Annotated in this window: 42 protein-coding genes; all 42 read right to left on the bottom strand. The window is 70.4% G+C overall.

What is annotated here, in order from left to right; genetic code table 11:
- The 42 genes from CLV67_RS49310 to CLV67_RS49505 all read right to left on the bottom strand — a co-directional run bounded on the left by CLV67_RS49310 (position 1) and on the right by CLV67_RS49505 (position 23,740).
- On the bottom strand, positions 1 to 258 hold the full coding sequence (locus CLV67_RS49310; RefSeq protein WP_106330929.1) for a hypothetical protein: 258 nt from the start codon (positions 256 to 258) through the stop codon (positions 1 to 3).
- Complete coding sequence (locus tag CLV67_RS49315; RefSeq protein ID WP_106330930.1) at positions 255 to 848, bottom strand: hypothetical protein; 594 nt, start codon at positions 846 to 848, stop codon at positions 255 to 257. Before CLV67_RS49315 ends, CLV67_RS49310 begins: the two co-directional genes overlap by 4 nt.
- 17 nt (positions 849 to 865) lie before the next feature.
- Positions 866 to 2,197 (bottom strand): serine-rich family protein, encoded by a 1,332-nt coding sequence (locus tag CLV67_RS49320; protein WP_106330931.1) that lies wholly within the window; start codon positions 2,195 to 2,197, stop codon positions 866 to 868.
- 26 nt (positions 2,198 to 2,223) lie between these two features.
- Positions 2,224 to 2,796: a hypothetical protein gene (locus tag CLV67_RS49325; protein ID WP_146169635.1), complete on the bottom strand. Its 573-nt coding sequence runs from the start codon at positions 2,794 to 2,796 to the stop codon at positions 2,224 to 2,226.
- Positions 2,797 to 2,811: 15 nt separating this feature from the next.
- Positions 2,812 to 3,138 carry a hypothetical protein gene (locus CLV67_RS49330; protein WP_106330933.1) on the bottom strand — a complete coding sequence of 109 codons (327 nt, stop codon included), beginning with the start codon at positions 3,136 to 3,138 and terminating at the stop codon, positions 2,812 to 2,814.
- A 2-nt stretch (positions 3,139 to 3,140) separates the two neighbouring features.
- On the bottom strand, positions 3,141 to 3,509 hold the full coding sequence (locus tag CLV67_RS49335; protein ID WP_106330934.1) for a hypothetical protein: 369 nt from the start codon (positions 3,507 to 3,509) through the stop codon (positions 3,141 to 3,143).
- A 15-nt stretch (positions 3,510 to 3,524) separates the two neighbouring features.
- Entirely contained in the window at positions 3,525 to 4,388 is an 864-nt protein-coding gene (locus tag CLV67_RS49340; RefSeq protein WP_106330935.1) for a phage major capsid protein, read from the bottom strand.
- Between the two features lie 16 nt (positions 4,389 to 4,404).
- On the bottom strand, positions 4,405 to 5,004 hold the full coding sequence (locus CLV67_RS49345) for a hypothetical protein (protein ID WP_106330936.1): 600 nt from the start codon (positions 5,002 to 5,004) through the stop codon (positions 4,405 to 4,407).
- 47 nt (positions 5,005 to 5,051) lie between these two features.
- Positions 5,052 to 6,110: a VG15 protein gene (locus CLV67_RS49350; protein ID WP_106330937.1), complete on the bottom strand. Its 1,059-nt coding sequence runs from the start codon at positions 6,108 to 6,110 to the stop codon at positions 5,052 to 5,054.
- 3 nt (positions 6,111 to 6,113) lie between these two features.
- Complete coding sequence (locus tag CLV67_RS49355) at positions 6,114 to 7,619, bottom strand: phage portal protein (RefSeq protein WP_106330938.1); 1,506 nt, start codon at positions 7,617 to 7,619, stop codon at positions 6,114 to 6,116.
- A gap of 13 nt (positions 7,620 to 7,632) precedes the next feature.
- Entirely contained in the window at positions 7,633 to 9,381 is a 1,749-nt protein-coding gene (locus tag CLV67_RS49360) for a terminase large subunit (RefSeq protein WP_203737757.1), read from the bottom strand.
- The gene (locus CLV67_RS49365) at positions 9,350 to 9,862 is read right to left on the bottom strand and encodes a phage terminase small subunit P27 family (protein ID WP_203737759.1); all 513 of its coding nucleotides are present in this window, start codon (positions 9,860 to 9,862) and stop codon (positions 9,350 to 9,352) included. The genes CLV67_RS49360 and CLV67_RS49365 overlap by 32 nt, the downstream gene beginning before the upstream one ends.
- A gap of 660 nt (positions 9,863 to 10,522) precedes the next feature.
- Complete coding sequence (locus tag CLV67_RS49375) at positions 10,523 to 10,822, bottom strand: DUF6221 family protein (RefSeq protein ID WP_106330940.1); 300 nt, start codon at positions 10,820 to 10,822, stop codon at positions 10,523 to 10,525.
- Positions 10,823 to 10,853: 31 nt separating this feature from the next.
- The gene (locus tag CLV67_RS49380) at positions 10,854 to 11,081 is read right to left on the bottom strand and encodes a hypothetical protein (RefSeq protein ID WP_106330941.1); all 228 of its coding nucleotides are present in this window, start codon (positions 11,079 to 11,081) and stop codon (positions 10,854 to 10,856) included.
- Entirely contained in the window at positions 11,078 to 12,238 is a 1,161-nt protein-coding gene (locus CLV67_RS49385; RefSeq protein WP_106330942.1) for a MerR family transcriptional regulator, read from the bottom strand. Before CLV67_RS49385 ends, CLV67_RS49380 begins: the two co-directional genes overlap by 4 nt.
- Positions 12,235 to 12,435, bottom strand: a complete 201-nt coding sequence (locus CLV67_RS49390; protein WP_106330943.1) for a hypothetical protein — start codon at positions 12,433 to 12,435, stop codon at positions 12,235 to 12,237. The genes CLV67_RS49385 and CLV67_RS49390 overlap by 4 nt, the downstream gene beginning before the upstream one ends.
- Positions 12,432 to 12,812, bottom strand: coding sequence for a hypothetical protein (locus tag CLV67_RS49395; RefSeq protein ID WP_106330944.1), 381 nt, complete (start codon positions 12,810 to 12,812; stop codon positions 12,432 to 12,434). Before CLV67_RS49395 ends, CLV67_RS49390 begins: the two co-directional genes overlap by 4 nt.
- Positions 12,809 to 13,027: a helix-turn-helix domain-containing protein gene (locus CLV67_RS52530; RefSeq protein ID WP_106330945.1), complete on the bottom strand. Its 219-nt coding sequence runs from the start codon at positions 13,025 to 13,027 to the stop codon at positions 12,809 to 12,811. The genes CLV67_RS49395 and CLV67_RS52530 overlap by 4 nt, the downstream gene beginning before the upstream one ends.
- The gene (locus tag CLV67_RS52535; protein WP_170154310.1) at positions 13,024 to 13,950 is read right to left on the bottom strand and encodes a hypothetical protein; all 927 of its coding nucleotides are present in this window, start codon (positions 13,948 to 13,950) and stop codon (positions 13,024 to 13,026) included. The genes CLV67_RS52530 and CLV67_RS52535 overlap by 4 nt, the downstream gene beginning before the upstream one ends.
- A 79-nt stretch (positions 13,951 to 14,029) precedes the next feature.
- Complete coding sequence (locus CLV67_RS49405; RefSeq protein WP_106330946.1) at positions 14,030 to 14,212, bottom strand: hypothetical protein; 183 nt, start codon at positions 14,210 to 14,212, stop codon at positions 14,030 to 14,032.
- Between the two features lie 232 nt (positions 14,213 to 14,444).
- A complete protein-coding gene (locus CLV67_RS49410; protein WP_106330947.1) occupies positions 14,445 to 14,747 on the bottom strand; it encodes a hypothetical protein in 303 nt (100 codons plus the stop codon).
- Positions 14,744 to 14,965 carry a hypothetical protein gene (locus CLV67_RS49415; protein WP_146169637.1) on the bottom strand — a complete coding sequence of 74 codons (222 nt, stop codon included), beginning with the start codon at positions 14,963 to 14,965 and terminating at the stop codon, positions 14,744 to 14,746. Before CLV67_RS49415 ends, CLV67_RS49410 begins: the two co-directional genes overlap by 4 nt.
- Positions 14,962 to 15,222: a hypothetical protein gene (locus CLV67_RS49420; RefSeq protein ID WP_106330949.1), complete on the bottom strand. Its 261-nt coding sequence runs from the start codon at positions 15,220 to 15,222 to the stop codon at positions 14,962 to 14,964. Before CLV67_RS49420 ends, CLV67_RS49415 begins: the two co-directional genes overlap by 4 nt.
- 88 nt (positions 15,223 to 15,310) lie before the next feature.
- Positions 15,311 to 15,628, bottom strand: coding sequence for a hypothetical protein (locus CLV67_RS49425; protein WP_106330950.1), 318 nt, complete (start codon positions 15,626 to 15,628; stop codon positions 15,311 to 15,313).
- Positions 15,621 to 15,872, bottom strand: coding sequence for a hypothetical protein (locus CLV67_RS49430; RefSeq protein WP_106330951.1), 252 nt, complete (start codon positions 15,870 to 15,872; stop codon positions 15,621 to 15,623). Before CLV67_RS49430 ends, CLV67_RS49425 begins: the two co-directional genes overlap by 8 nt.
- A complete protein-coding gene (locus CLV67_RS52540; RefSeq protein ID WP_170154311.1) occupies positions 15,865 to 16,011 on the bottom strand; it encodes a hypothetical protein in 147 nt (48 codons plus the stop codon). Before CLV67_RS52540 ends, CLV67_RS49430 begins: the two co-directional genes overlap by 8 nt.
- 1 nt (position 16,012) lies before the next feature.
- Positions 16,013 to 16,504 (bottom strand): hypothetical protein, encoded by a 492-nt coding sequence (locus CLV67_RS49435; RefSeq protein WP_106330952.1) that lies wholly within the window; start codon positions 16,502 to 16,504, stop codon positions 16,013 to 16,015.
- Positions 16,501 to 17,010 (bottom strand): hypothetical protein, encoded by a 510-nt coding sequence (locus tag CLV67_RS49440; protein WP_106330953.1) that lies wholly within the window; start codon positions 17,008 to 17,010, stop codon positions 16,501 to 16,503. Before CLV67_RS49440 ends, CLV67_RS49435 begins: the two co-directional genes overlap by 4 nt.
- An 8-nt stretch (positions 17,011 to 17,018) precedes the next feature.
- The gene (locus tag CLV67_RS49445; RefSeq protein ID WP_106330954.1) at positions 17,019 to 17,633 is read right to left on the bottom strand and encodes an HlyD family secretion protein; all 615 of its coding nucleotides are present in this window, start codon (positions 17,631 to 17,633) and stop codon (positions 17,019 to 17,021) included.
- The gene (locus CLV67_RS49450) at positions 17,630 to 17,917 is read right to left on the bottom strand and encodes a hypothetical protein (RefSeq protein WP_146169638.1); all 288 of its coding nucleotides are present in this window, start codon (positions 17,915 to 17,917) and stop codon (positions 17,630 to 17,632) included. The genes CLV67_RS49445 and CLV67_RS49450 overlap by 4 nt, the downstream gene beginning before the upstream one ends.
- On the bottom strand, positions 17,914 to 18,501 hold the full coding sequence (locus CLV67_RS49455) for a RuvC family protein (RefSeq protein ID WP_106330956.1): 588 nt from the start codon (positions 18,499 to 18,501) through the stop codon (positions 17,914 to 17,916). Before CLV67_RS49455 ends, CLV67_RS49450 begins: the two co-directional genes overlap by 4 nt.
- Positions 18,502 to 18,515: 14 nt before the next feature.
- Positions 18,516 to 18,842 carry an ArsR/SmtB family transcription factor gene (locus tag CLV67_RS52545; RefSeq protein WP_170154312.1) on the bottom strand — a complete coding sequence of 109 codons (327 nt, stop codon included), beginning with the start codon at positions 18,840 to 18,842 and terminating at the stop codon, positions 18,516 to 18,518.
- Positions 18,839 to 19,762: a hypothetical protein gene (locus CLV67_RS52550; protein WP_170154313.1), complete on the bottom strand. Its 924-nt coding sequence runs from the start codon at positions 19,760 to 19,762 to the stop codon at positions 18,839 to 18,841. The genes CLV67_RS52545 and CLV67_RS52550 overlap by 4 nt, the downstream gene beginning before the upstream one ends.
- Entirely contained in the window at positions 19,762 to 19,995 is a 234-nt protein-coding gene (locus CLV67_RS49465; protein WP_106330958.1) for a hypothetical protein, read from the bottom strand. Before CLV67_RS49465 ends, CLV67_RS52550 begins: the two co-directional genes overlap by 1 nt.
- Positions 19,992 to 20,894 carry a PD-(D/E)XK nuclease-like domain-containing protein gene (locus tag CLV67_RS49470; RefSeq protein ID WP_106330959.1) on the bottom strand — a complete coding sequence of 301 codons (903 nt, stop codon included), beginning with the start codon at positions 20,892 to 20,894 and terminating at the stop codon, positions 19,992 to 19,994. Before CLV67_RS49470 ends, CLV67_RS49465 begins: the two co-directional genes overlap by 4 nt.
- On the bottom strand, positions 20,891 to 21,328 hold the full coding sequence (locus CLV67_RS49475; protein ID WP_106330960.1) for a hypothetical protein: 438 nt from the start codon (positions 21,326 to 21,328) through the stop codon (positions 20,891 to 20,893). Before CLV67_RS49475 ends, CLV67_RS49470 begins: the two co-directional genes overlap by 4 nt.
- Positions 21,325 to 21,948 (bottom strand): hypothetical protein, encoded by a 624-nt coding sequence (locus tag CLV67_RS49480; RefSeq protein ID WP_106330961.1) that lies wholly within the window; start codon positions 21,946 to 21,948, stop codon positions 21,325 to 21,327. The genes CLV67_RS49475 and CLV67_RS49480 overlap by 4 nt, the downstream gene beginning before the upstream one ends.
- Positions 21,945 to 22,352 (bottom strand): hypothetical protein, encoded by a 408-nt coding sequence (locus tag CLV67_RS49485; protein ID WP_106330962.1) that lies wholly within the window; start codon positions 22,350 to 22,352, stop codon positions 21,945 to 21,947. The genes CLV67_RS49480 and CLV67_RS49485 overlap by 4 nt, the downstream gene beginning before the upstream one ends.
- Positions 22,349 to 22,918 (bottom strand): hypothetical protein, encoded by a 570-nt coding sequence (locus CLV67_RS49490; protein ID WP_106330963.1) that lies wholly within the window; start codon positions 22,916 to 22,918, stop codon positions 22,349 to 22,351. Before CLV67_RS49490 ends, CLV67_RS49485 begins: the two co-directional genes overlap by 4 nt.
- Positions 22,915 to 23,202 (bottom strand): hypothetical protein, encoded by a 288-nt coding sequence (locus tag CLV67_RS49495; protein WP_106330964.1) that lies wholly within the window; start codon positions 23,200 to 23,202, stop codon positions 22,915 to 22,917. Before CLV67_RS49495 ends, CLV67_RS49490 begins: the two co-directional genes overlap by 4 nt.
- Positions 23,199 to 23,423: a hypothetical protein gene (locus CLV67_RS49500; protein WP_146169640.1), complete on the bottom strand. Its 225-nt coding sequence runs from the start codon at positions 23,421 to 23,423 to the stop codon at positions 23,199 to 23,201. Before CLV67_RS49500 ends, CLV67_RS49495 begins: the two co-directional genes overlap by 4 nt.
- A complete protein-coding gene (locus CLV67_RS49505) occupies positions 23,420 to 23,740 on the bottom strand; it encodes a hypothetical protein (RefSeq protein ID WP_146169641.1) in 321 nt (106 codons plus the stop codon). Before CLV67_RS49505 ends, CLV67_RS49500 begins: the two co-directional genes overlap by 4 nt.
- Positions 23,741 to 23,813 lie beyond the last annotated feature (73 nt).

The following is a 23,813-nucleotide window of genomic DNA, read 5'->3' on the forward strand; positions in this document are numbered from 1 at the left end:
CTATCCGCCGAGGCGGCCGGCCAGCTCGATCAGCTGTCCCACCGTCATCCCGGGTTCCGTCACCACGGCGCCCTGCTTCTCGTCGTAGTGGTCGGTGGCACCGGTGACGAATGTCCGGTCGGCGCCGAGCGCCACGACGTAGTCGACCCATACGGCCTTGGCCGCGGTGTCGGCCGGCCGGTCCGGGATCGCGTTGGACCGGGCGCCGCCGTTGACAACGACCAGGACCTCGTCGGTGAGGCCCGCACTGTCGCTCATGCGCCGAGGGCCTTCCAGTTCCAGGTGATCTGCAGGCTGTCCGAGGCGCCCTTGTTGACCGTGGTGATCAGCGCCCGGCTGTAGGTGTTCCCCGCGGTGCTGGTGGCGTTGGACGCCTGGTCGTTGACGATCGCGACCTCGGTGATCGCGGAGTTCGTCGCGACACCGGCCGCCCACGTGGTGCGGTAGACGGAGTTGACGCCGAGGCCTCCGCCGAGGTTCGCGGTCTGCGGATAGGTCGCGTCGAACGCCACATTGGAGGCGGTCAGGTAGGTGACCAGCGCGCCGCCCGCGCCGGACTTCGCGACCGCGGTGCCGCCGGTGCCGAGCTTCATCCCGTTCGCCGCGGTGGGCGCCGACGGGGAAGCCGGGGCGATACCCACGATCACCTTCCCCGCGATGTACAGGTCACCGGCGTCGGTGATGAGGTTGCGGAACGGTACCAGCTGCTTCGTGCGGCCGTCGCCGTCGCGAAGTTCGGCGATGCCGTAGCCGACCAGGCCCATACCGTCGGGCTTCAGGGCACGGGCGGCGTCGAGCGCGGCGTGCAGGGCGTCGAGGCGCTCGTCCGCCGGGGAGATCAGGTGCATGGGAGACAGCCCTTCTGTCAGTCGGGGACGAGCGGGTACCGGTAGGTTGTGCCGGTGTTCGGCCGGGCCGTGCGGCCGGTGTCCGGGCGGCGGGTCCGCCGCTGGCAGAGGTGCGCGGAGGTCAGGCCCATCGAGTCGGTGATCGTGCGGGCGTGCATCGACGACGCGATCAGCTGGACCGTCACGCCGTCGGTCAGCCCGGCCGAGTCCGTGACCGTCTGCCGCCGGGTGAGCGCGACGGCGACCGAGTCGGTGAGGCCGATCGCATCGTCGGCCAGCCGGGTGCCGGCCCCGGCAACCTGCACGGTGACCGAGTCGGTGAGCCCGGCCGAGTCGGTGAGGGTCTCGGCGACGTCAAGGGCCAGCGGAGTGTCGGTGTCGACCAGCCCGACGGTGTCGTTGATCGTGCGGCTGATCAGCGCGGACAGCAGCGGCGTCGCCGTGTCGGTCAGGCCCGCGCCGTCGGTGAGCACCCGGCCGACGGTCGGCGCGACGGGGTCGGTGAACCCGGCCGTATCGTTCTGGGTCCGCGCGTACGCGGCCGCCTGGGCAACGCTGTCGACCGCACCGGTGACGTCGGTGACGGTCCGCCCGTGCTGCCGAGTCTGGCTGTCGGTCGGGTTGACGTTGTCCGTCAGCACCCGGCCAAGCAGCGGGGCCGTGGTGTCGACCAGGCCCGCGGAGTCGTTGACCGTACGCGTGTGCGCCACCGCGGCGACGGCGACATTGAACGCGGCGGAGATCGTCTCGCGCTGGCTGTTGCCCCACGTGCCGGTGTAGCTGATCGACGTCGACGGCGACCAGGTCGCCGCTGTCACGTTGATCTCGTGGCCGATGGTCAGGTAGCCGCCATCGGTGCCAGCCGCGCCGACGAACAGGTCGCCGTCCTCGACCAGCGGACTTGTCCACGTCGCCGAGGCGCCGGTTTCGCTGCCGACCGCGACCCGGCCGATCGCGGCGATCGCAACCTGCTCTGTACCCGGCAGCCCGGACAGGCCGACCAGGGCGTCGCTGGTGCCGGTCGTCGAGTCAACGCCGGTCAGCGTCGTCCCGGCCGGCCATTCGTAGATCACGTAGTTGACGGCGTAGTCGCTGCCGTTGTGGGTGATCGTGATGCTGGTGTCGCCGGTCGACGTCTTGGTGAGCAGCGCGCACTCGCCTGTCGCGACCGGGCCGGCCTGCTTCGTCCAGCCGGTCGCGGTGTTCGTCACCGCGCCGTGCACGAAGACGGCGAGGAGGCTGCCGCTGGTCGACGTGAACCCGAAGTTGATCGTGTGGCTGGTCGACGCGTTCTTCGGCGCGGTGCCGACCGCCCGGTTCAGCCACGGGGGTTCGGTAGTCGCCGGCATCCCGTCACCCCGCTCGTCTCAGGTGATCAGCGGGAGGTGGTGACGTGCGCGCCACCCCCGTACGCGGCGATCAGCAGGTCGCGCATGCTGTCGGTCACCTGCATCCGGGCGTCGGCCTCGGCGTAGGTCACCTTGTAGTCGTCGATCGACTCCGAGATAGCACCGCCGGGGTTGCCGTAGCCCACCATCGACAGGCCGAGCACGATGCCCCGCGCGGGCTGCAGGGCCTGCGAGCCGTCGAGGTAGCCGTGCGCCACGTCCTGGACCGTGACCTGGGTGGGCTGGTCCAGCCGACTGATCCAGCCGTTGCGCCGCCACAGGCGCTGGGAACGCAGCAGCCAGTCGGTGTAGGTGACACCGTCGATCAGTACGGCGCCGACGGACCGCACCGGTAGCTGCGGGATCGTGAGCCAGGGCCCGTAGTCGCACGGGTCGACGTCGATCACAAACGTGGACACCGCGGCGACGAGCCGCTGCCCGGCGGCGGCCTGGACCTTGCCGGTGGCCAGCTCGATCACGAGCGTCGCGCTGGCGGTGTCGACCTCGTCGACCTGCAGAGCGGAGGCGAGCTCCGCGGGCGTGATCAGCATGTCAGCCACGGCGCTCGCCTCCTGTCATTCGTCCGGATCCGGTTCGCTGGCCAGCGCCGTGAGCGCGGCGACCAGCGTCGTGCGGGGCTTCTCGGCGGCGTTTTCCGCCTCGAGGGCGCGTGCCGCCCGTTCGCGGTCCTCGCCGACCCAGTCGAGGACGGCCGAGACGGTCCCGGTGGGCACCTCGTTCGGGTCGGCCTCCGGCACTGGCGCGGGCTCCGCCCACGGGGTGCCGTCCTCGTTGACCCGGGTGATGTAGCCCTTGGACAGCTGCTCCTGGATCGCCCAGTGCAGCGGCAGGTCGTGGGCGACCGGGCCGCCCGCGGTCTGTAGGTAGATCGTCTCGGCCACGGTCAGACCGCCCGCGGAACCCGGAACGCCGTTGCGGTCATCGCGACCGACGTTTCGAAGATCAGCGAGCCGTCGGCCTGGAGGAACCGGCCGGACTCGAACGGGCCGATGTAGGCGGAGGAGCCGTTGCCGACCGAGAACGCGGTGGCGTTCCCGAGGCCAGCCGCGATGGCGGGCGGGTACGACCCGGCCAGCAGGGTGACCGTGCCGGCGCCGCCGGACGCGTTGCTGAGGCGGATGACCGTCTCCTCCGGCGCGGCGTTGGCGACCTGGCCGCCGTTGCCGGCCCCGGACGACACCGCGGTGCCGGCCGGCGTGGTGAGGCCGCCATTGGCGACCAGGTTGCTGTACGCGACTGCGGTACGAGGCATGTCTCAGTTCTCCGATCAGGTCTGCGAGACGAGCGCGTAGGCGAGCAGCTCGGGACGGACGACCTTCGCGCCCCACAGGTGCAGGCCCTTGACCGCCTCGCTGAAGGACGACTCCGGCCGGTACGCCTCGGTCTTGTTGATCTGCTCGGCGTAGCTGATGGCCCCGTTCCCGGCGCCGCCCAGCACGGAGTAGTCGTCGCCCGTGACGAGCGGGACATTGTTCGACTTGTAGATGTCGAACCCGGCGGCCTGGCCGATGAAGCCGTTGCGGAGGCCGGTGGTGGTCCCGGAGGCGTCGGCGCGGACGAACCGGTCGTCGGAGAGGCCGCGGCCGTACAGCCACGGCGGGATGACGACCCAGCGGCCCTCGGTCGGGCAGTTGGCCTCGTCGAGCTTGACGCTCAGCGGCACCAGCACGTCGTCGTAGAGGGCGGTCGGGTCGGCGGCGGTAACCGGAACAGCGGCGCCAGCGGCGACCCGGTTCGCGGTCGGCACCTGGGTGTAGAACGCGGCGATGTACTGGTCGACGAGGTCGCGCAGCTTGTAGCCGGCACGGTCCATCGCTTCCGGCATGACGGCGCCCCGCGCCTGGCGCAGTTCGACGTCGTCGACCTCGAACGCGAAGTATTTCGCCTGGTCGATGACGAGGTTGCGCTGCGCGTCGGTCAGGTTTTCCGGCGTGATGACGGTGGTGTTCGGCACGTAGGTGCCGATGGTCGGGTCGGAGATGCTGGTGATCTTCACCGTGTCGCCGAAGGACGAGATCTCGCCCTCGTAGTTGCGGTTGGTGATGGCCGGCTGGGCGAACACGAGGGCCTTCTGCAGGGCCGTCAGCAGCCGGGCGGACCAGATCTCCGGGATGAACCGGTCGATGGCCATGGTTGCCCTTTCAGGGTCAGTCGATGCCCATCAGGTCGTTGAGGCGGCCCTCGTCTTGGGCCTTCACGATCTGCTGGGGCGTCATCTTCTTCAGGTCGTCGCGGGTGAGCTGGTCGGGCTTCGACCCCTTGCGGGCACCGCCATCTCCGCCACCCTGGAACCGCTTGGCCGTTGCGGCCGCGAGGTGGGGCTTCTTCTTCAGCAGTTCGGTGAGCGCCTCGTTGATGGCGTCCACGTCGATCTGCCCGTCGTCGACGAAGTCGTCGACCCGGCCGGCCAGCAGTGCGCGGGCGTCCTCCGGGTCGGCGAACAGCTTCGCCGCCTTGGTTTCGACCTTGTCCAGGGCGCGATCGCGGAGCGTCTCAGCACGTGCTTCAGCGCGGGCCTGCTCCCGAATCGTGTCCGGGTCTTGGTCGTCGGTCTTCTTGCCCGCGTCCTTCGCTTTCAGGTCGCGCAGCTCGTCGCGGGCGGCCCGCCACTTCGCCTTCATGGCGTCGAGGGCCTTCTTGCCGGCGTCGCCGAGCTGGTCGGCGTCGCCGTCGCCCTGGCCGTCGTCGTCCGGATCCGTGACGACGTCGTCTTCGGGCTCGATGGTGCTGTCGTCCTGGTCGGACATGGTGACTCCCGTTGCGGGGTCGTTCCCGCGCCTTGCGCGCGAGGAGGTCAGAGGATGTAGCCGTGGACCTTGAGGAGCCGGATCGCCTCGTCGCGGTCACCGTCGGCGAGCTCATAGATCGACTCGGGCATCAACCGGTACGCACGGGCTGATCGGAACCGGCCCACCTTCTCGGTGCCACCGCGACGGCTCAGCCGCTTACCGGCGACGCCACGGACGGTGCGGCCCTCGGTGGTCGTGAACTGCTGCCGCCCGAACACGTCGGTCCGCTCGAGGCGGCCACGGTCGCGGCCGCCGCGGAGTAGCCGCGCCTCGGCGGCGGTGATCCGGGCACCAGCCGGGGCCAGCCCGCGCGCGCCACGGCGGGCGTTGACTACCTGGTTCATGTCGGCGCCGTCCCGGATCGCCTGGGCGCCGGCCTTCGTGAAGACCCGGTCCTGTTCGGCCGGGGCCATCGACTCGAAGATCTTCGCCGGGTTGGTGAGGATCTCGTCGGGGGTGTCCTCGGCCGCGGGGATATGGACGCAGTCGCAGTTCGGATGCCGCTGGAAACCTGCGTTCCACTCGTATCTGACGCCGGCCAGGATGATGCAGCGGGCACAGGTCGGGCCGACGATCATCCGGATGTAGCCGGTCGCCGCCTCCCTGACGACGATCGCGGCCTGGTCGGCGGCCCGTCCGGCGTCGGTGACTTGGGTGTGGCCGATCATCTCCGCCAGCGCCTGCCCGGCAGCCATGGCCTCGTCGATGCTGCGGCCTGTGCTGAGTGACACCTTCGCGGTGATCGCCGGTTGGGCGATCAGCGACGCCAGCGGCCGCCCGTCGGAGGCGATACCGGCGTACGCCTCCGGCACGACCAGCCCAGACGGCCGGGAGGCCATCCCTAGCTCGGCGAACGTGTCAGCGACGTACAGGTTCGCCGTGCTCGCCGCGGCCCGCTGCGCCCCGGTCAGTAGCGCCAGCAGCCGCGGAATGTGCTGGCTCCACGTCTCGCTGATCCGACGTGGGTCGACCAGCTTCCACAGCCGCCGGAACTCGGCCCGCACCCGGATGGCCAGTCGGCTCCGGTCGTCGGCGTGCGCGGCGGCGACCTGACGGACCGACATCGGCTACTCCTCGCCGGGCGGGCCGGCCGGGAGCGCCGGGAGGCCACCGTTGCGGACGATCTCCGCGAGTGGGTCCTGCTGCCGTTCGGTGTCGCGCATCGCCAGGACGCGTTCAACCTCCGTCGGCGACAGCCCGTACCGTTCGGCGATCCACGCGAACGGAAAACCGAGAGCGCCGAGCTTCTGCAGCGCGTCGACGCGCTGGGCCTCGGAGTGGTTCTCGGCGTCGCGCCACTTCACATCACCGAACCGGCACCGGTCAGCCAGCGGCTTCTTGCCGCGGACCAGCGCGAACCGCTGATTGATGCCGCGAACGCCTGGTGAGAAGAACAGCTGCTCCTCTTCGACCTTCTTGACCAGGCCGGTCTCGGCGGCACGCATGCCGTCGGCGTTGACGTTGACCATGCCCTTGCCCAGCACCAGGTAGTGCGGCGGCGTGCGGGTCTGGGCGGCGATGTGCGTGACTGCGGTCTCGATGACGCCGGTGAACACGTCGAGTTTCGCCGCGTCCCACTGGTCGATCTTCGTGTTCTGGCCGGTCAGCCACAGGATGCGGTCCTCGGCCAGCTTCCGGATGTCGACCGTCTGCTTACCGACGACCTGCCCGTTCTCGTCGAGGATCGGAATCGACGGCGGCTCCTGGCCCATAACGACGCGGGCCGGCATCGACGCGGCGTCGGCGGCGTTGAACAGGTACGCCCACAGCAGGTTGATCGCGTCCTGCATGGCCATCGTGCCGGCAATATCGGAGAGCGGGTCGCTGCCGAGCATCGGCCGGTTCGGCATCTCCACCATCGGCACCACGCCCATGGGGTTCGGCAGAGGCCACTTGTCGTCGCCGGTGTTACGCCGTTCCTTCCAGCCGAGCGAGTCGGACGCCGGCACAAGCAGCCCGGCCGAGGTGGTGAAAAACGCCTCCGCCCGCAACGGCAGCGGCCCGCCGTGGCCGGACGAGCCGAGCCACGGCCGTTCCCACTTCCACACCTCGTCGGGGGTGTAGAGCGTCGCGAACTCGGTGGTGTCGTCGTGCCAGGTCTTCAGCGCGGCCGTCGCCCGGCCGGGCCGTTCCACGTCGTAGGCGATCGTGACCTGGTCGGCGCGTTCCCACGTCGCGATCGGCTCGTCCCGCTCGTCGCCCCATACCAGCACATACGACCGGCCGGCGATCAGCGACCCGAGAAACCCCTGCGACGACTGGGCGTCCATGTCGTTGGACTGCCAGTCCCGCCACAGGATCTTCTCGTCGTCGGACTGCGTCGGGTCGTCGTCCAGCTTGAAGCCGTCGACGCGGAGCCGCTCGTTCGGGCTGTTCGCGACCGGGGCACACCAGTTGTCGGAGAAGTCCTTGTAGCGGGCGGCGTTGTACTCCGCCCACTTGTCGGACGCGAACCGGAGCCGCTGCACACCGCGGTAGTACTCGTCGGCCCTGGCCACCGCCGGACGGCGGCCGGCGATCTCCCGGTGCAGCCGATCCGTCCACTGCAGGGCCGCCTCGACGGTCAGAACCACGCGGCCCCCCTCGTTATGCGCTGTACGCCCACGACTGCTCGGCCTGCGGCCGCCGCACCCATCCGTCGAGACCCATCACCATCGCCGCGATCCCGTCGATGCGGGCCTGGCTCTTGCCCCGGTCCGGCTTCACGAGCCGGTAGTTGTCGTTGCCGTCGGTCTTCGTCTCCACGACCGACGCCATCCACCGCGTCACCGGATCACCCCGATGTCGCATCCGGCCGGCTTCCTGGCCGCGTTCGGTCTTCCCGAGCAGCCGCCACAGCTCCTTGATCGACGGCGACTGGCCGAGGAACGTCTGCGCAACCGGGGTGATGGTCAGACCAGGCAGCTCGGCCGCGACCTCCTGCACCAACTGCCCGGCGAACATCCGGTCGTAGCTGATGCGCTGCAGGTCGACCATCTTGCAGTCCTCGAGGGACTCGTCTCGGACCGCGGCGTAGTCGATGACGTCGCCCTCGGTCGCCTTGACGTACCCCTCGGCGATCCACTTCGACAGCGGCACCTGCAGATGCCGCTCGAGGTCGTCGACGCGGTCCTCGGGAACCCAGTGCCGCCAGAAGAACTCCAGCTCCACGCCCGGTGTCCGGGACTCCACGGCCAGGCACCACGAGGTGATGTCGGAGACCGCAGACAGGTCGTAGCCGCCCCACGCCCGCTGCCCACGCAGCCGGGACAGGTCGACGATGCCGGCGCCTCCGTCCCACTGGTCGATCCGGATCGCCCGCGACTGGCCACGCATACGCCGGTTGAGGTGCAGCTGGCAGAACGTGTTGAAGTACGACGGCGTCGACCGGGCCTTGTTCGACTCCTTGCGCAGGTACGAGATCGCCGGCGACACCCCGGCGCCCGGGTTGGCCTTGCGCCAGGTCGACTCTGCGAACGGGTCGTCTTGCTCCTCGGCGGCCCAGATCACGCCGTAGTGCGACGGGTCCTCGACGATGCCGTTGGCGACCTTCTCGGTGTAGCTGTGCTTCTCGTCGTAGATCGAGCCCTCGACCGCCTCGTCCGCGGTCGTCAGGAACACGATCAGCGGCTGCGAGCGGGCGCCGGTGCCGGTCTCGATCGCGTCGACCAGGCGCCGGTTCTTGTGGACGTGGATCTCGTCGATCGCCGCACCGCTGACGTTGAGGCCGTGCGCGGCCTCGGCGATCTTCGACAGCACCCGGAAGATCCCGCCGCGCTTGTCGTCCGCGACGACATCCGCGAGCGCCCGCACCCGGCGACGGGCGTGCGGCGAGGTGAGCAGCATCGCCTTCGCGTCGTCGAACACCCGGCGCGCCTGCAGCTTGTCGCCGGCCGCGCAGTACACCTCGGCGCCGACCTCGCCGTCGGCGAGCAGCAGCAGGTTCGCGATCCCGGACGCGATCGTGGACTTGCCGTTCTTGCGGGGCACCTCGACCCAGACCGTGCGGACGACCCGCACAACCAGGTTGATCTCCTCGTCCCAGAACACCCAGCCGAACACCGGGGCGACGATCCAGACGACCTGCCACGGGTCGAGGCCCTGCCCGAGTTTCAGCGGCTTGCCGGCCCACCGGCCCTTGGTGTGCTTGAAGCTGGCCAGCCCGCGAAGGGCCTTCTTGACCCGCTCGATGTCGAAGTACGCGCCGGGAACCTTGTCGGCCTGGTGAGCGAGCACCAGCGGAGCCCGCTGCCGGGCGTCGTCGATCTGCTCCGGCGTCAGCCCCAGCTCGATCAGCGCGTCGTACGGGACCGGCAGCGGCTGCTCAATCGAACGGGTCGCTACCTTCGTCGTCACCGGCGCCACCCTTCCCCGGCGGCGTCAGCCGGGTCCGGGCCGACGGAGACAAGCCGAGCTCACCGATGTAGGCGCGCAGCTGGGTCCGGTACTGGCCGACGATCGTGGTCGCCCCGTTCTTCTGCCATCCGCGCTCACCGCGGATCAGCAGGCCGTTCTTGGAGATCGCCCGCTCGCACTGGTCGATCCGGGCCACGCAGACGCAGTAGTCGTGCAGCAGGTGCAGGTCCACGTCGGCCAGGCCGACGCTCATCCGCAGCACCGGGTACGCGCGCCGCCACTCTCGCCGGGCAACCTCCCGGGCCCGCCGGTTGACCGCCTGCTCGGTGGGGTCGTCGACCGTCGGGAACGTGTCAAGCCAGTCCGGCTCGCTGTCGTCCTCGGCCGGCGGCAGCACGACGCCCGGCTCGACCGACCGGTGACCCGGGTTCCCCTCGCGGACGACCTGCAGGAACGGCTTCGGCGCAGGACCGGATGTCACAGGGAGTCACCCCCTCTCGGGCCGCGCAAAGCCTGGAACCTGAGTCGGCACGTGCCACCCTCCCCAGCGGTCCTGTGACCTGGTGTTTTGGGGGTCTCCCCCCACCCCCATACCCCCATGCCCATCACTGTGTGTGACTGGTATGGGCTGCGCGGCCACCATTGATGCGGTTGCAAGGGGCGTGTTCTGGGCCTGTCCAGGTGGTGCGGTCTGGTGTGTGGCCTAGATCCCATGGTGTGTGGGGCTGGATGCGCCGGCTGTGTGCATGGCAGGGGGTGGCGTGGCAATTGACCAGGCCAGCTTCTACCTGTGGGCGCCAGTGTTCACGCATGCGCTCATGTGCCCTGTCATATCCACGTGCTTGCCTGGTGGGGCGTGGTGGGCGTGGGTGGGTGGGGCAGGGTTTGAGTTGGGGGCAGGTGGGGTGGCGGCAGGGGGTGGCTGGTTTGCGGGGCATGGTCACCGCCTTGGTGGTCCGGGGTATGCCGGCGTCGGTCTGTGCTGGCCTACCCCGGACTGTTCACCGCATCCCCCCGGAGGGTTTGGGTACGACGAAGGCCCCGCCTGTTGGGCGGGGCCTGGTCGTGGTTTGGGCGGACTGGGTCCGTTGGCAGATCATGGATGCAGGCTGGTGTTGCTGTCAACTACCGCTGACGCGGATCACCTCACGGGCCGCCACTCTGGCCGGTAGTTGGGGTGCTCGGCGTAAGGGAGAGCGAGCAGCTCAAGGAACTCGAACTGGCCGTCGTAGCGCTCGAGTCGAACCGCCTCTTCGAGCATCCGTCGCTTGGCGTTGATCTCGGTCAGCATGCCGTCGGGGTTCTGAGGGCTCCAGCGGTCGAACCAGCGGTTGACGGCGTCGCCGTGGCCGTCGCCGTAGAAGTAATCCTCGGCGGCTTGGCGGATCCGGTGCTCGTCCTCGTCGAGTCGGGCCCGCAGGAACGCGTTCAGGTCGTCCATGGCGTCATGCTCCCATCTCGGCGGGGTGCAGCTATCGGCCGCACGTGAGGCAGGGCGGGCGGTCGGTGCGTACGACGGCGAGGAGCTCACCGTTCGGCGCGAGCAGCAGGTGGGCGCCTGGGTCGCCCTGGTCCTGGTGCATCTGGTCCGGCTGAGGTAGGCCGTGGGCGGCGGCTATGGGGTCGAGGTGTTCGGTCCAGAAGCGGTCGGTGGCGAGTTCGTCGGTGGTGGTGTGGATGACGGGGACGTTGCTGGTCATGCTGCGGTGCTCGCTTCCTGGGTGGCCTGCTCGCGTTCGGCCCGGAGTTGTTCGCGTCGGGCGGCGTCGGCGGTGGCGAGGTTGAGGACGTCGCCGAGGACGAACCAGCGTGGGCCGCGCGCTTTGAGTTCGGCGGCGATCTCGGCTCGCCGGGCGGTGAGCTGGTCGCCGGTCAGCTGGGGGTCGAGGTCCGGTTCGGTCCACTCGTGGAACTGTTCGCCGTCTTTCCACCAGGCGGTGAGTTTGCCGCGGTCGGCCCAGCTGCGGATGGTCTTGACGTGGATGCCGTGGGCGTGGGCGATGTCGGCGGCGCGGTAGGCGCGGTCGCGTGTGATGTCGCCGATCCAGACCTGCCGTTCGTCCTGGCGTACCTGGTGGCCGCAGCTGCGGCAGGTGGCGTGGGTGGCGCCGGGCCGGCCGTAGACGTCGCCGTCGCAGGGGGTGTCGACGCAGCGGGAGCCGTCGGCGTGCGGGATCGGGAAAGTGGTGTGGGCGGTCTCGGTGCACTGGTCGCAGCAGAGTTCGCTGGGTGGTTCGCAGTGCTGGTTGTGCATGTCGCAGCAGGGGTTGGGGTGGGTGCCGACAGCGCCGCAGGGGCCGAGGTAGCGGCGTGCGCCGGGGCCGTTGACGATGGCGCGGATCCTGCTGGCGGATTCGCGGATGGCGGCGTGGACGGTCGGCGCGTAGGGCTCGCCTTGATCATCGACGGCGTGCCTGACCCATGTCAGTTGATCGCTGAGCCACGTGCAGAGCCGGGCGAGGGGGTCGGGGAGCGCGCGACCCTCTGCGTGGCCCTGAGGCCCTCTGAGGCCGCGGACTGTCGAGATGTCGCGTGCGATCTTGGCGAGGGCCTTGGTGATCTCGTCGAGGGCGTCGGTGGCGTCGTCGTTCCCGGGTGACTGTGAGCCGGGCTTGTTGCTGCTGCCGCCGGTGCGGGTGGCGCCGGGGCGGACCATGCCGGCGGCGACGGCGCGTGCGTCGGGTGCGAGCCCGGTGATGACGCCGAGGAGCTGGTGCATGTGGCCGACGCAGGAGTCGCAGCACCAGCCGTCCTCGGGGACTCGGCGGAGGCAGCCGCGGCAGTCGGCCTGGCCGCAGTCGGCCTGGTGCTGGCCGGGGATGCGGCACGTGGGGATCGCGCAGTCCAGCTGGGTCATGCGTCCTCCCGGGCCCAGCCGTACGCGCTGAGTTTGTCCGGCGCGTTGTCGGCGCCGAAGACGTGTACTGGCTCGGCGTTGGGTAGCGGCATGGTCCAGATGCCGAGGTACGGGGTGCTGTCGGGCATGGCCTTGCCGCGTGCGCGTCGGGCTTCGGTCTCGGTGGGGTAGGCGCTGACGAGCGCGACGTGGATCATGCGGCCCTCCGAGGTGCCCGGGTGCGATCACGGGTGAGGAGACCGGCGCGGACGGCGTTGAGGTAGGCCGTGGTGACGGCGGTGTATCGCATGCCGAGCCGTTCGGCGATCTGGTGGCGGGTGTAGCCCTCGGAGCGCAGCAGTTCGTAGTCGGCGACGAAGTCGGCTTGGGTGCGGATGGTGCGGCTGCATGGGTGTTTGGCGAGGGTGCCGTTGCGGTGGGCGAGGGTGTAGCAGCTTTTGCAGAGGCCGCGGGTGTTGCCGGGCCGGTCGGGGTGGCAGGTGGCGGCTTTGGCGATGATGACGGTGTAGCCGGCGGGGATGGCGGGGCCGAGGAGTTCGCGGGCGGCCTGTGCGAGTTGGGTGAGGTCGTTCATGGCTGTTCCCGGCGGGCGAGGATGACGTCGTAGCCGAGGTGGTGGGCGGTGGCGATGAGGTCGCCGGTGTGGAGGCCGATGGCGGTGCGTTCGCGGCGGCGGAGGGTGGAGACGCTGATCTGGAGCAGCTTGGCGAGGGCGGCCTGGGGGATGCTGGCGCGGCGCCGGAGGGTGGCGAGGAGGCGTGCGGCCTGGCGTTCGTTCTCGAGTTTCATGCAGGCCTCCGGGTGTTGAGCGAGATGACGGGTGCGAGTCCGTCGGGTGCCGGGGTGGCGGTGCGTGCGAGGTGTCGGCAGATGGGGCAGGCGAGTTGGCCGTCGCGTCGGTGGCCGGCTTCGAGTCCGTGTTCGCATCGCTTCGGTCGAGGGGGTGGTTCGGGGTTCGTCGTGGGGCCGGGAGCGCCTGGGGTGGTGACGGTTGCTGAGACGTCTTCTCCGGGGTGGTGGGTAGATCTTGTGTTAGGTCTCTGGTGGGTGGCTGATCCCTGAGGGATCAGCGATTGAGTCCCTGAGGGATCAGCGATCGACGTTTTCGGAGTCCCTGAGGGATCAGCGATCGAGGCGTCCGGGACGGCTTGTGCTGATCCCTGAGGGATCAGCGATGCTGAGTTATCCACAGGTTGTGCTGATCCCTGAGGGACTAGCGATCCGCCCTCTTGCGCTGATCCCTCAGGGACCACTGATTGACCGCCGCCGGGTCCCCTGTCGGGGCCGCCGGAGTCGCCGCGGTGGGTGGCGCTGAGGCGGTCGATTGCCGCGCGCTGATCGGTTGGTGACCACACCGTCAGGTCGTCGCGTTCAAGTAGATCGACGGGCAGCGTCAGCCGGAACTCGTCGACGCCGCGCCCGCGGCCGCCAGCCCGTACGAGGCCGAGGAGGCCGACCTGGCGGAGCAGGGCTACGACGCGGCGGGCGGTGCTGTAGTCGGTCTCGACGTCGAGCGCGAGGCGGGCGACGCCGGGGCGCACGCGGGTGCCGTTGCCGTCGGCGTAGAACGCGATCCGGTAGGCGACGGCCTTGATCCGGGCGCCGGACAGGCCTTTGCCGGCTACGCGGACGGTGCCGAAGCGGATGCGTGCGAGGACTTCCGTCCATTCGCGGACGGTCGCCGGCATCCGGTCGGCGTCTCGCTTTGTCACTGGGGCCTTCTTTCGTGCTGGTGGCGCTGGTGGTGCGGCCCGGCCGCGGTGCTGTGGTGGGTGTGAACGGCCGGGTGTGTCAGGCGTCTCGCTTCTCGCCTGCGGCGGCGCTCATGACGTCTGGGACGGCGTCGGGCATGGTGTGGTGGGTGTCGCCTGGCTGGCCGACGAGTCCGCAGTTGCGGCAGACGTGGATGTTCATGCGGGGGTCGGACAGGTCGGGGTTGTCGACGAACGGGTGCGGCGTGACCTTCGTCTTCACGCGGCTCACCGTCGCCTCCGGCGGTACGCGGCGTGCATGCGACTGCGCCGGGCCCGGTTGGGTGCGTCGTGCACGGCGCAAGGCCACGTCACCGGGTCCCCCGGGCCGCCCTCGGGGCTGTACGAGCAGGCGAGGCACACGGTCGGCACCGGATAGCTGATGCAGTGCTCGCAGCCGCCACACCACCCGGCGGGCATGAACTCCCAGCCCTCAACGGGGACGTGTTCCAGCTTCACGAGGTGCCTCCGATCGGTAGGGCCTGGCGGCCGTCGACCGCCCGCAGGTGGCGTGCGTGGCAGGACGGCCCGAGCCGGGCGACGACCGTGGATTGGCCGTCGACCAGCTCGTGCACGGGGGTGAGGTGGCGGGCGGTGCGTCCGCAGGCGGAGCACCGGTCCGGGCCGGACGCCGGCCGAAGGTGGTCCCGCTCGACGATCGCGAGGACGGCGGTTAGGGCGGCGATGATGTCGCCCTGGACGTTGCCGCCGTAGGCCAGCTCAGCGGCGGCCACCATCTCGTCGGTCACCGGGATCACCGCAGCCTCCTGCGGTCGACAACGGTGAACCCGTCCCGCCTCTGGACGACGTCGACACGCTCGCCGTCCTGGTCGAGCACGTCGCCGGACAGCGCCTCGCCCTTGGGCCAGGTGGCCGGTTCCGCATCGCGGGCGTCGATGAAGGCGTCGCCGTGCCGGTCGAGGAAGTCGCTCTCAACGGCGGTCAGCTCACGAGTCCCGTGTACCTCGCCGTTCATCGCGGCCGCCTCCACTCGTTCGCGGACGGGCAGGTCGCGAAGTGCGTCTTGCGGAGCGGCTTCGGGAACAGCGACGGGCCGGTCAGCACGGTGGCGACGGGGCCGACGTACAGGCCGGGCTGCATCGACAGCTCGACGTTGCCGTCCGGCGTGGGCTCGGCGTCGACGGGCATCGGTTTGCCGCCGCTGCTGGTGGCCCAGATGATCGGGGCGTCACAGGACCGGCAGGCGGCGACGTCCCACTTCGGCTCGTCCATCAGCAGCCTCCGCAGGTGGCGAGAAGCACGACGGCGGCGGCCGCGAGGAAGAACTCCACGTCGCGGCGCCACAACCAGTTCAGGAAGGTCACCGGCCCTCACCGCCGAGCGTGGCCCGGTGGTTGCCGAAGACGTACGACGCGGCCTGGTCGACGTGCCGCCACCGCTGCGACTGCCCGGTCGGCTCGTCCGGGAACCAGACGACCGGGGCACCGCAGACGCCGCAGAGCTTGTCGGTGTAGTACCGGGCCATCCGGGCCAGCCGATCGGCTGCGTCCGCGACCTCGGCCAGCTCGGACAGGGTGAGGAGCCGCAGCTGCTCGTGCGCGGCCGCAGCCCCGGACGTCAGGAGCAGCTGCAGCGCCTCGGGGCCACGGTTCGCGATGGGGGCGTGCAGCTCATGCACGGCCGGCCTCCTCGAGGAGCGCCTGCCCGAACTCCGTCGGCTCCCACAGCCGGGTCGTGCTCGGCTGCTCGATCCAGCCGTGCCGCTCCAGCTCCCAGACGCCGTGGCGGACGTCGACGGGCTCCTCGCCGTCGACGTGGAGGCGCGGGGTGAAGTCGTCGTCGTCGAAGACCTTGCCGTCGGCGACGTCGCGGAGCAGAGCGAGGCGGGCGGCCGTCTGCTCGAGCATGGTCGGGTCAGCCACGGTTCACCGCCCTGGCGAGGCGGAGGCGGCGGCGCCGCTCCGAGCGGCTCATGACGAGCCACTCGGAGGGCGCAACCTTGCACAGCTCAGCGGCGAGCTTCGACCGCTCGGCCGCGCGACGCTTCGTACGGGCCGACATCTCAGCCACCACTCCGGCCACCGAGCCACGGCGGCACCAGCCCGCCGGCCGCCTTCACCAGAGTCCGGCAGTCCGAGCACCGGGAGAGGTGGTCGTCGACGGTCTCACCGCCGAGAATCAGCCCCGCCAGCGTGCCGAGCGGGTTCACGCTGTCCGTCGGCGGGTCGGCCGGTTTGCCGAGACGCCGGGCTGCGGCGGCGATGCGCTGGAACGTCTCGGCCTTTCGCCGCTGGGCGCACATCGAGCAGTTGCACGGCGGCGGCTCCTCTGCCTTCGGCTCGGCCGGCTCGTCCTCCGCCTGGTCGGTGCCGCGCAGGTACGCCTCGAACGCCTTCGCGGTCTCGACGATCTCCTCCGCCGCCGGCATCACCCGCGCGCCCGGAACGGAGATCATCACCTGGTCCGGGTCGTACGCGTCGACCGCGAGCTCCAGCGCGGCGGCGCGGATGTTCATGTCGGTGTCGACGCCGTCGACGTCACCCAGGCCGATCACTGGTCGTTCCCGGAGAACGTCGCCGCCGGGACGCCAGCCTCGGCCGCCTCGGCACGCTCGGCCAGGATCTCCTCGCCGGAGGCCTCCGGCACCGTGTGCTCGCCGTCCGGGCCGAGCCGGACCTCACCGAGCTGGCGCGGCTCACCGTCGTCCGGGCCGTCGAAGTCGAACGACTGCTGACCCTCCAGCTGCGCACCCGACTGCGCCGGCACGTCGTCCGCCGTGCCCAGTCCGCGCTCCTTGCGCAGCGCGTCGATCATGTCGAGCACCTGCTTGGCCCAGCCGTGCGAGTCCTCGCCGTCCGCGTCGACGACTGCCTCCACGACCGGCAGCGCCACGGTCAGGGTGTTTCCGGTCGCGACCTCCGTGTACTGGTGGAACTCAACCCACCCGACGATCGGGACCCGCCGGGTCCGGTTGTCGTTGATCAGGTCGGCGACCTTGGTGAGCCCGTTGTTCGGCCGGGTCTTCTTGCTCCAGGTCCCGGACAGGTTCACAGCGTCCATGTGTGGTGCTACTCCTCGATGAAGGTGATGCGGACACGGACCGGCTCGAGCCGGCCGCAGGGGTGGTTGTGGTGCTCCCGGTACCGGCCGCCGCAGATGGGGCAGAGGTACCGGACGTGGGTGTCGTACAGCCGCTCGTCGGCGGGTTCGATGCCGCGCTCTTGGAGGTCGCGGGCGTAGTCCTCGGCCTGCTCCAGCTGGGCGGTCAGCGAGTCGACCTCGACGCGGGCCTTGGCCGTCTGCGCCTGCTCCGCGGCGATCTTCTCGGCCATCTGGAGCAGCGCGCTGTCGAGCTTGGCCTGGGCCGCGTCGCGATCGCGTTCGGTCTCCTCGATGCGGGCGCGGGCCGCGGTGAGGAGATCGGACATGTCGAGGAGGCGGCTCTGCTTCTGGTCGACGAGCGCGGCGAGCTGGTCGCGTTCCTGCTCGAGTTCGGCGAGCCGGGCCGCCAACTCGGCCTCCCGGGACACGTCGTCCTGGACCTCGCCGAGCAGCGCCGTGACATCCAACGCCACCGACGCGGCCAGCTCGAACTTCGTGCACCCGGGACACGACTTGCAGTCCCGCAGGGCCAGCAGATGCCGGCCTTGCGGATGCCCGCACACGCAATCCAGCGCGGTCATGACGTCGGCCCCGGCACGACCGGCGGCACCGGAGCGCCCGGCACCCGCAGACAGAGGATGTTGTGGAGGTCCAGCGCCAGGTCCATGAGCTGCTGGTCCCGGTCGTCGGGCTCCAGGTCCACCTGCTCGCTGAGCGCGGCATCGATCCGGGCGCGGGCCGTGAGGATCCGGTCGGCCAGCACCGCCGCGCGGCGGGCATCGGCGGACGGCTCATGCGGCACCTTGACGAAGACCACGTCATCGACGGCCGGCTTCTCGCGGTCGCTGTCTGGACGGAACATCACGCCGCCTCCAGGGCGAGCGTTGGCCAGCAGATCCCATCGATCACCTCGGCCGCCCGGCCGTGCGGCATCGGCGCCAGCGGCTGTCCGTACGCGGCGAGGCCGAGCGACATCAATGCGGTCGCGTCACATGCGTTGTCGTCCCGCGGAATGTTCAGCAGGTGCCCGTAGGTGGCGATGGTCGCCTCGATCACCTTGTTCTTGGTGACCTTGTTGACGCCCCGCGTGGCACCGGACCCGGTCGCCCACACCTTCACCGTCGCAGGCGACACATCGACGACCGGGATACCCATACGCCACAGCCACTGCAGGACGTTCGCGCGCACGTGGTGCAGCGGGTAGTCCGATCCCGACTTGCGGGAGAACGTGCCCTCCAGGACAACCACATCGACGCGCGCAGCGCCGATCAGCCGGTTGCCCGAGCCGTACCCACAAGCGCGGCGAACGGCCATATCGATGATGTCCGTCTGGACACGCAGTGGCCGCTTGGATGTATCGATGACCTGCGTCCACAGTTGCGGCTCACCGGTCGACGCGTGCGTCGATGCGATACCGGTCGCGGCGGTCGATAGATCGAGCCCCACCACTCGCAGCGGCCGCATCATCGACCGCCGCCGGTTGGATTGATGAGCGTCGCCAGCCGGACGCACGCATCGACGCACAGCACCCGCACCGTGTCCCGGCCCGCCTTGCGGTCCTCGATCAGGCCGGCGTCCCGCAGGATCGCCAGCTGATGCGACACGGTCGGCTGCGACAGGCCGAGCAGTGGCACCAGATCCGCGCCGCGTAGCGGGCCTTGCTGGCGGAGTAGGCCGAGGATCCGCAGCCGGGTCGGGTCCGCGAGGACCTTCAGATGGGTGGCGAGCACGGCGGCGTCGTCGGCGTTGAAGTCCGCGACCGCGAACGGCGACACCAGGTCGGCGCTCACCGGGCGTCGCCCTCGGCCGGGGCGACGTCGTGGCCGTCGTAGCCCGGGAACTGCGGACCGACCGGGTGACCCTGCTGCAGGTTGCACGGCCCGGCCGGCGTCTCCCACCCACACACCACCGCGGCGGTGGCCGGGGCGCGCTGGCCGGTGATCTCGGCGGCCGTCACCGGCTCGTCCGGGAACTCCGCGTCGGCCGTCGTTTCGCCGCGCCCGATCGACCGGATCACGATCAGCATGTCCGCGACGTCGACCGAGGTCCACTGCCCACGCGGCCTGCCGATTCGGGCCGCGAGCCGGGCCGGGTTGACGCCGAGCTTCCCGAACGCTTCAACCATCTGCGCCACCCGGTCGAGCAGCGGCTTCCCGTCGCCCTTCTGCAGAGTCTCCCGGCACACCTCCTGAGCGCGGTCGACGTAGTCCCGCGGGAGGGTCGCCCAGATGCACTCGCGGAGCGCCCTGGCGCCGACGTTCTGGTTGTTGAGGTAGATGTCGCCCAGGTCGGTGAGGACCTTGCGGCCGCCGCCGGCCATCTTGGCGTGCGGCACCTGGAAGGTTCGCGACGAGCGGACGTTGGTCTGCTGGTCCCAGGCGTAGGCGCGGATCTCGGACATGCCGCGGACGTCGTCGCGGGACAGCTCGTGCACGCCGGAGTCGTGGTTGCCCCAGATCAGGGCGATAGCGCGGGCGAGGTGCACGGAGGGGCCACGGCCGCGGTTGGGCACCGAGTAGAACGCGACCTCGGCGAGGCCGAGGCGGCGGCAGGCGTCTTCCATCTCGGCCCAGGCGCGGCGGATGTCGCGCGGGTTCATCTGGGCGACCTGGACGGCGGCGGCGACCTCGGCCACCGCGCGGGCCTGCTCGACGGCGGTCGTCTGGGTGATCGGCGTCGGCGCGGCGAGCCGGTCGAGGGTGTTGGTCATCAGAACGGCACCTGATTCCTCGCGTTGGTGATGTCTTCCACGGCCTTGTTGGCGACGTCCTGCGCGATCGCGCCAAGACAGGTCACCGGCGGCAGCTCGCCGCCCGGCGACCAGGTCGCGCGGCGCGGGACGGTGATGGTCACCTGCACCTCGATCCCTTCGAGGTCGGTGATCGTGGACTGGAACTTCCATTCGCCCGGCCAGTCCTCCGAGCCGTCATCGACCGCCCTCACCAGACGACTCCGTCCAGCTCGCGGGTCTCCCACGGCGGCAGCTCGGCGATCACGACGTCGTCCGAGTAGCCCGGCCACCGCTTGTCCCGGACGCATTCGGCGTACCGGTCGAAGGCTTGCCGAACCCGGATCGCGCCCATCCGCATCGCCGTGTGGTCCGGCTGCACCACGGTGGTCAGGTACGGCGGTTCCTTCTCCTGCACCAGCAGCAGGAACACCGATTCGTCCTCGCCGCAGATCCCCAGCGCGGCGGCCGCGGCCCGGTAGAAGGCGCCCTGAATGTGGTAGCCATGCTGGGCGATCGCTTTCTCGACGTCGGCCGGCGCCGCGGACACCGCGGACTTGTAGTCGACGATCGCGGTGCGGCCGGACGGCAAACGCACGATGCGGTCGGGCCGGGACCGGCCCCAGGCGCCGCGGTGCTTCCAGAACAGCGACAGCTCGGTAGCGCCGATCGTCGGGTCGAGGAGCGGCCGGGCCAGCGGTTCGGCGCGCATCGCCTCGGCCATCGCGTCGACCATGGCCATCTGCGACGGCTTGAGCGGTACCTTGCCGTCGGCCCGCAGTGCCTCGACGGCGGCGATGTCGTCGTGCTTCTGCCAGGCCTCCGGGTTCTTCCCGGTGCCGGGGAACAGCACGAGCTCGGCACCGGCGCCGAGGATCTTGCGGTGGGCGGCCTTGCCCACCTCGAAGGTCGTCTTGTAGGGCTGCTGGTTGTCGGCCCACCACCGGAACTTGGCCGGGCAGGTGTCGAGGAGTTTCCGGGCGCCGGTCGACGAGAGGGAGCCGCCGACAACCGGGTCGTCGTGGTAGACGGCCTCGGGCATGAGCGCGTGCTGGCTGGGTTCGGTGATCGTCCAATCGCCGGTGGCCGGCGGCAGGGTCAGCTGCTCGGTCACGCGTCGACCTCCGCCATGTGCGCGGCGGGCCCGGTCACGGCCCACGGCTGCGCGTGCACCCAGCGGGGCGCGAGCTTGTCGTTCCACCAGCGGGCAAGCCGGTCGCACTTGGCGCACCGGCCGTACCGCTCATCGAGCAGCTCGACGAGGTGCGCGGGAATCAGGCCCATCGCGGCGAGGACACGCAGCGTCGTGGCCGCGTCGAACTCCTCGGCCTGGAGGTGGCGCTGGTCGTCGAGGTTGACGTAGAGGTGCGGTCCGCCGTCGGGCGTCCAGGCGATCGCGACGAGGTCGGTGTAGCCGTCGCGGTCCCACGCCATTTCGATCAGGCGTCCGGTCTCGTCGTCACGGATGACGCTCCGGCGTACGTCCTTCTGCTGGCGGGCCCATCGCATCGCGGCACCGATCGCGCGCCAGCAGGGGATGGCCTTCATCGGGCAACACCGCCCGCGCGCTCGTAGACCGTCACCCAGTCCCGCAGCCCGTGCCACTGGACCGGCCGGTGCGAGGCCACCTCGGTCCAGCCGGACTCCAACCGCTCCCACATGTCGTCATCGCCGCAGCACCCATACGGGCCCTCGCCGATGTAGACGATCCGGTCGCCCCGGTACACCTGGACCAGGCGGGCGCCGATCGGGTCGGAGTACGGCGGCCACGACAGCAGCAACGTCCGCTCCGGACCGGTCGCCCGGACCGCGATCGGGCCCTCCTCGTTAACCACCGGCAGGTGCACGCCGTGGCTGTGCCACTGCGACGCGCCAGGCTTCAGGTCGGAGGCGGCGACGTCGATGCCGTGCTGGCCGAGGAGCCATGCCCAGTACCCGGACCCGGCGAGCGGGTCAACGACCTGGGGGCCGCAGTGCTCGACGACGAACGCGACGGTGGCCGGGTCGGTGATGGTCCACGCGTACTCGCTGACCAGGTCGTGGCGGGCGGTGAACTTGTCGAGCATGCCGATTCCGCCGACGACCGGGTTCTTGTCCCAGTGGTCGATGGTGACGCTGTCCTTGACCTTGTCCCAGTACGGGTTGGCGTAGGTGGTTGGCGCGCTCATGCGACACCTGCCCAGCGGAACGGGGCGTCGGTGCTGTCGAGCACCGCGTTGAGGACCCGGACTTCCTGCTCCGTCGTCAACCGCTGGATCTGCCTCACCACCACCGCGGTGCCGCACAGCGACACCTCAACCGGCACTCCCTTGGCCTGCAGCAGCGCACAGATCAGGCAGGCCTCCTCCTCCGTCAGCGGCCGCAGCGGCTCCTGCGTGTACGGGGCCCGCTGCTCACACCGGCCGTACGCGGCCTCCTGCTTCCGGACCGCGCCGCGCCGGGTGAGCGCAGTGCCGGACGCGATGGCGCGGCCGGCCATGCCGTCGGTGATGGCCCAGACCCAGCGGCCGCGGTGTTCGGGCCAGGGCAGGGGGCGGTGGGCGAAGTGCTCGAAGTAGATCGGCCCGGTCACGATGCGCTCCCCGCGTTCGGCGGGACGTCGTCGACGGGCAGCGCGTAGACGCACTCGGGGTTCTGGTGAGCGCCGTTGAAGCAGCCGACCGGGTGGCACGGCGGAATCGGGGCCCAGTGCTCACCCGGGCACCCCGGCTGGCAGGCGTCGTGGCAGTCGTAGGTGCCGTTCGCCCAGCCCGACTTGCCGTGGCGGCTGACGAACTCCGGGCGCGGGCCGAAGATCTCGGCGACCACGCGGGGGAGGTCCTCCCGGTTCTGCGTCGCGAGGAACAGCTCGAACGACTGGTCGCCGTCCGCCTCCAGGCCCAGGAGCTGTTCGGCCCGGTCGTGGACGTCGCCGTCGAACCCGTGGATCACGAGGCCTTCGCTCTCGCTGAATTCGAGGACGTCGCCGCTGAGCAGGCAGGTCCATCCGGCGAAGCAGGCGACGGTGCCGCAGAGCGGGCCGGGCTGGTTGCTGGTGTCGAGGCGTGACACGTAGGTGCCCTGGTCGTGCTGTTCGGGGTGCTTTCGGATGTAGTCGAGGACGTTGTACGCCAGTTCGGCGTTCGGCTGGCCGGTCACCGGGCCGCCTCCATCCGGTCCGCGCGGACCACGGTCAGGAAGATCACGGCGACCGTTCCCGACAGCAGGAACGCCGGGGCCCAGAAGAGCGGCCACCCGTACTCGTCGACCTGGATCACCGACACCACGGTCACGACGAACATGGCGAGTCCGGCGCGCATCAGCAGCGAGATGGCCCGGTCCAGGTCGTCGAGCGTCGCGGTCCAGCGGATGCGGTAGATGGCGGCCGCGGCGAGCACCATGTAGGCGATACCGGCGGCGGCGTAGATCAGATCGAGGATCACCGGGCACCCCCGTTGACCCCGTTGATGAGGCCGGTGGCGAGGCCGGAGATCGCGCCGCGGAGCGCGAACGCAGCGCCCAGGATCAGCGACGCCTTGTAGCCGATCGTCGGGATGGTCGGCCACCACTCGGCGTGGGCGACCCCGACGCCGATCATGAATGCCCACGCGCCGAGCAGCCAGGAGATGGCGACGACGGCGAGGTTGGCGAGGAACTTGGTCATCGGGCACCGCCCGGCCACGTCGCGGCGAACAGCAGGCCACGCGACCGCGTCCACCGGTGGAACCCGACGTAGAACCACGGACGCCGCGGCTCCTCCGGCTCGACCGGCGTGCCGTACAGGACCGGGATCGTGATCCGCTCGGTCTCGGCACCCGGCTGGGGCTCGGGCACGAACGTCGGCGCCACGTAGATCGGGTTCTCGCCGGACGCCTCCGGCCGGCGCGGCCACGGGGCGGTCCCGTTGGCCGCCAACTGGCGGACGGCGGCGAGGTTGGGCTGTTCGATGGTGTGGATGTAGGACTCGGCCAGCAAGGTCATCAGATGCTCCTGAGGTAGGAGGAGAGCTGGAAGAAAGTCGATGGGGTGGCCGGGGCGCTGTCTGGCGGGACAG

The sequence above is a fragment of the Actinoplanes italicus genome (genome assembly GCF_003001815.1).
In the GTDB taxonomy this organism is placed as follows: domain Bacteria; phylum Actinomycetota; class Actinomycetes; order Mycobacteriales; family Micromonosporaceae; genus Actinoplanes; species Actinoplanes italicus.

Coding starts and splice junctions, on each gene's coding strand:
- CLV67_RS49375 (WP_106330940.1), bottom strand. CDS start 10,822: ATGGACGACCTGAACGCGTTCCTGCGGGCCCGACTCGACGAGGACGAG.
- CLV67_RS49390 (WP_106330943.1), bottom strand. CDS start 12,435: ATGATCCACGTCGCGCTCGTCAGCGCCTACCCCACCGAGACCGAAGCC.
- CLV67_RS52530 (WP_106330945.1), bottom strand. CDS start 13,027: ATGAAACTCGAGAACGAACGCCAGGCCGCACGCCTCCTCGCCACCCTC.
- CLV67_RS49440 (WP_106330953.1), bottom strand. CDS start 17,010: ATGGACGCTGTGAACCTGTCCGGGACCTGGAGCAAGAAGACCCGGCCG.
- CLV67_RS49420 (WP_106330949.1), bottom strand. CDS start 15,222: ATGGACGAGCCGAAGTGGGACGTCGCCGCCTGCCGGTCCTGTGACGCC.
- CLV67_RS49310 (WP_106330929.1), bottom strand. CDS start 258: ATGAGCGACAGTGCGGGCCTCACCGACGAGGTCCTGGTCGTTGTCAAC.
- CLV67_RS49415 (WP_146169637.1), bottom strand. CDS start 14,965: ATGAACGGCGAGGTACACGGGACTCGTGAGCTGACCGCCGTTGAGAGC.
- CLV67_RS49380 (WP_106330941.1), bottom strand. CDS start 11,081: ATGACCAGCAACGTCCCCGTCATCCACACCACCACCGACGAACTCGCC.
- CLV67_RS49505 (WP_146169641.1), bottom strand. CDS start 23,740: ATGACCTTGCTGGCCGAGTCCTACATCCACACCATCGAACAGCCCAAC.
- CLV67_RS49315 (WP_106330930.1), bottom strand. CDS start 848: ATGCACCTGATCTCCCCGGCGGACGAGCGCCTCGACGCCCTGCACGCC.
- CLV67_RS49350 (WP_106330937.1), bottom strand. CDS start 6,110: ATGTCGGTCCGTCAGGTCGCCGCCGCGCACGCCGACGACCGGAGCCGA.
- CLV67_RS49335 (WP_106330934.1), bottom strand. CDS start 3,509: ATGCCTCGTACCGCAGTCGCGTACAGCAACCTGGTCGCCAATGGCGGC.
- CLV67_RS49395 (WP_106330944.1), bottom strand. CDS start 12,812: ATGAACGACCTCACCCAACTCGCACAGGCCGCCCGCGAACTCCTCGGC.
- CLV67_RS49385 (WP_106330942.1), bottom strand. CDS start 12,238: ATGACCCAGCTGGACTGCGCGATCCCCACGTGCCGCATCCCCGGCCAG.
- CLV67_RS49445 (WP_106330954.1), bottom strand. CDS start 17,633: ATGACCGCGCTGGATTGCGTGTGCGGGCATCCGCAAGGCCGGCATCTG.
- CLV67_RS49345 (WP_106330936.1), bottom strand. CDS start 5,004: ATGTCCGACCAGGACGACAGCACCATCGAGCCCGAAGACGACGTCGTC.
- CLV67_RS49475 (WP_106330960.1), bottom strand. CDS start 21,328: ATGAAGGCCATCCCCTGCTGGCGCGCGATCGGTGCCGCGATGCGATGG.
- CLV67_RS52550 (WP_170154313.1), bottom strand. CDS start 19,762: ATGACCAACACCCTCGACCGGCTCGCCGCGCCGACGCCGATCACCCAG.
- CLV67_RS49320 (WP_106330931.1), bottom strand. CDS start 2,197: ATGCCGGCGACTACCGAACCCCCGTGGCTGAACCGGGCGGTCGGCACC.
- CLV67_RS49340 (WP_106330935.1), bottom strand. CDS start 4,388: ATGGCCATCGACCGGTTCATCCCGGAGATCTGGTCCGCCCGGCTGCTG.
- CLV67_RS52540 (WP_170154311.1), bottom strand. CDS start 16,011: ATGTCGGCCCGTACGAAGCGTCGCGCGGCCGAGCGGTCGAAGCTCGCC.
- CLV67_RS49480 (WP_106330961.1), bottom strand. CDS start 21,948: ATGAGCGCGCCAACCACCTACGCCAACCCGTACTGGGACAAGGTCAAG.
- CLV67_RS49500 (WP_146169640.1), bottom strand. CDS start 23,423: ATGACCAAGTTCCTCGCCAACCTCGCCGTCGTCGCCATCTCCTGGCTG.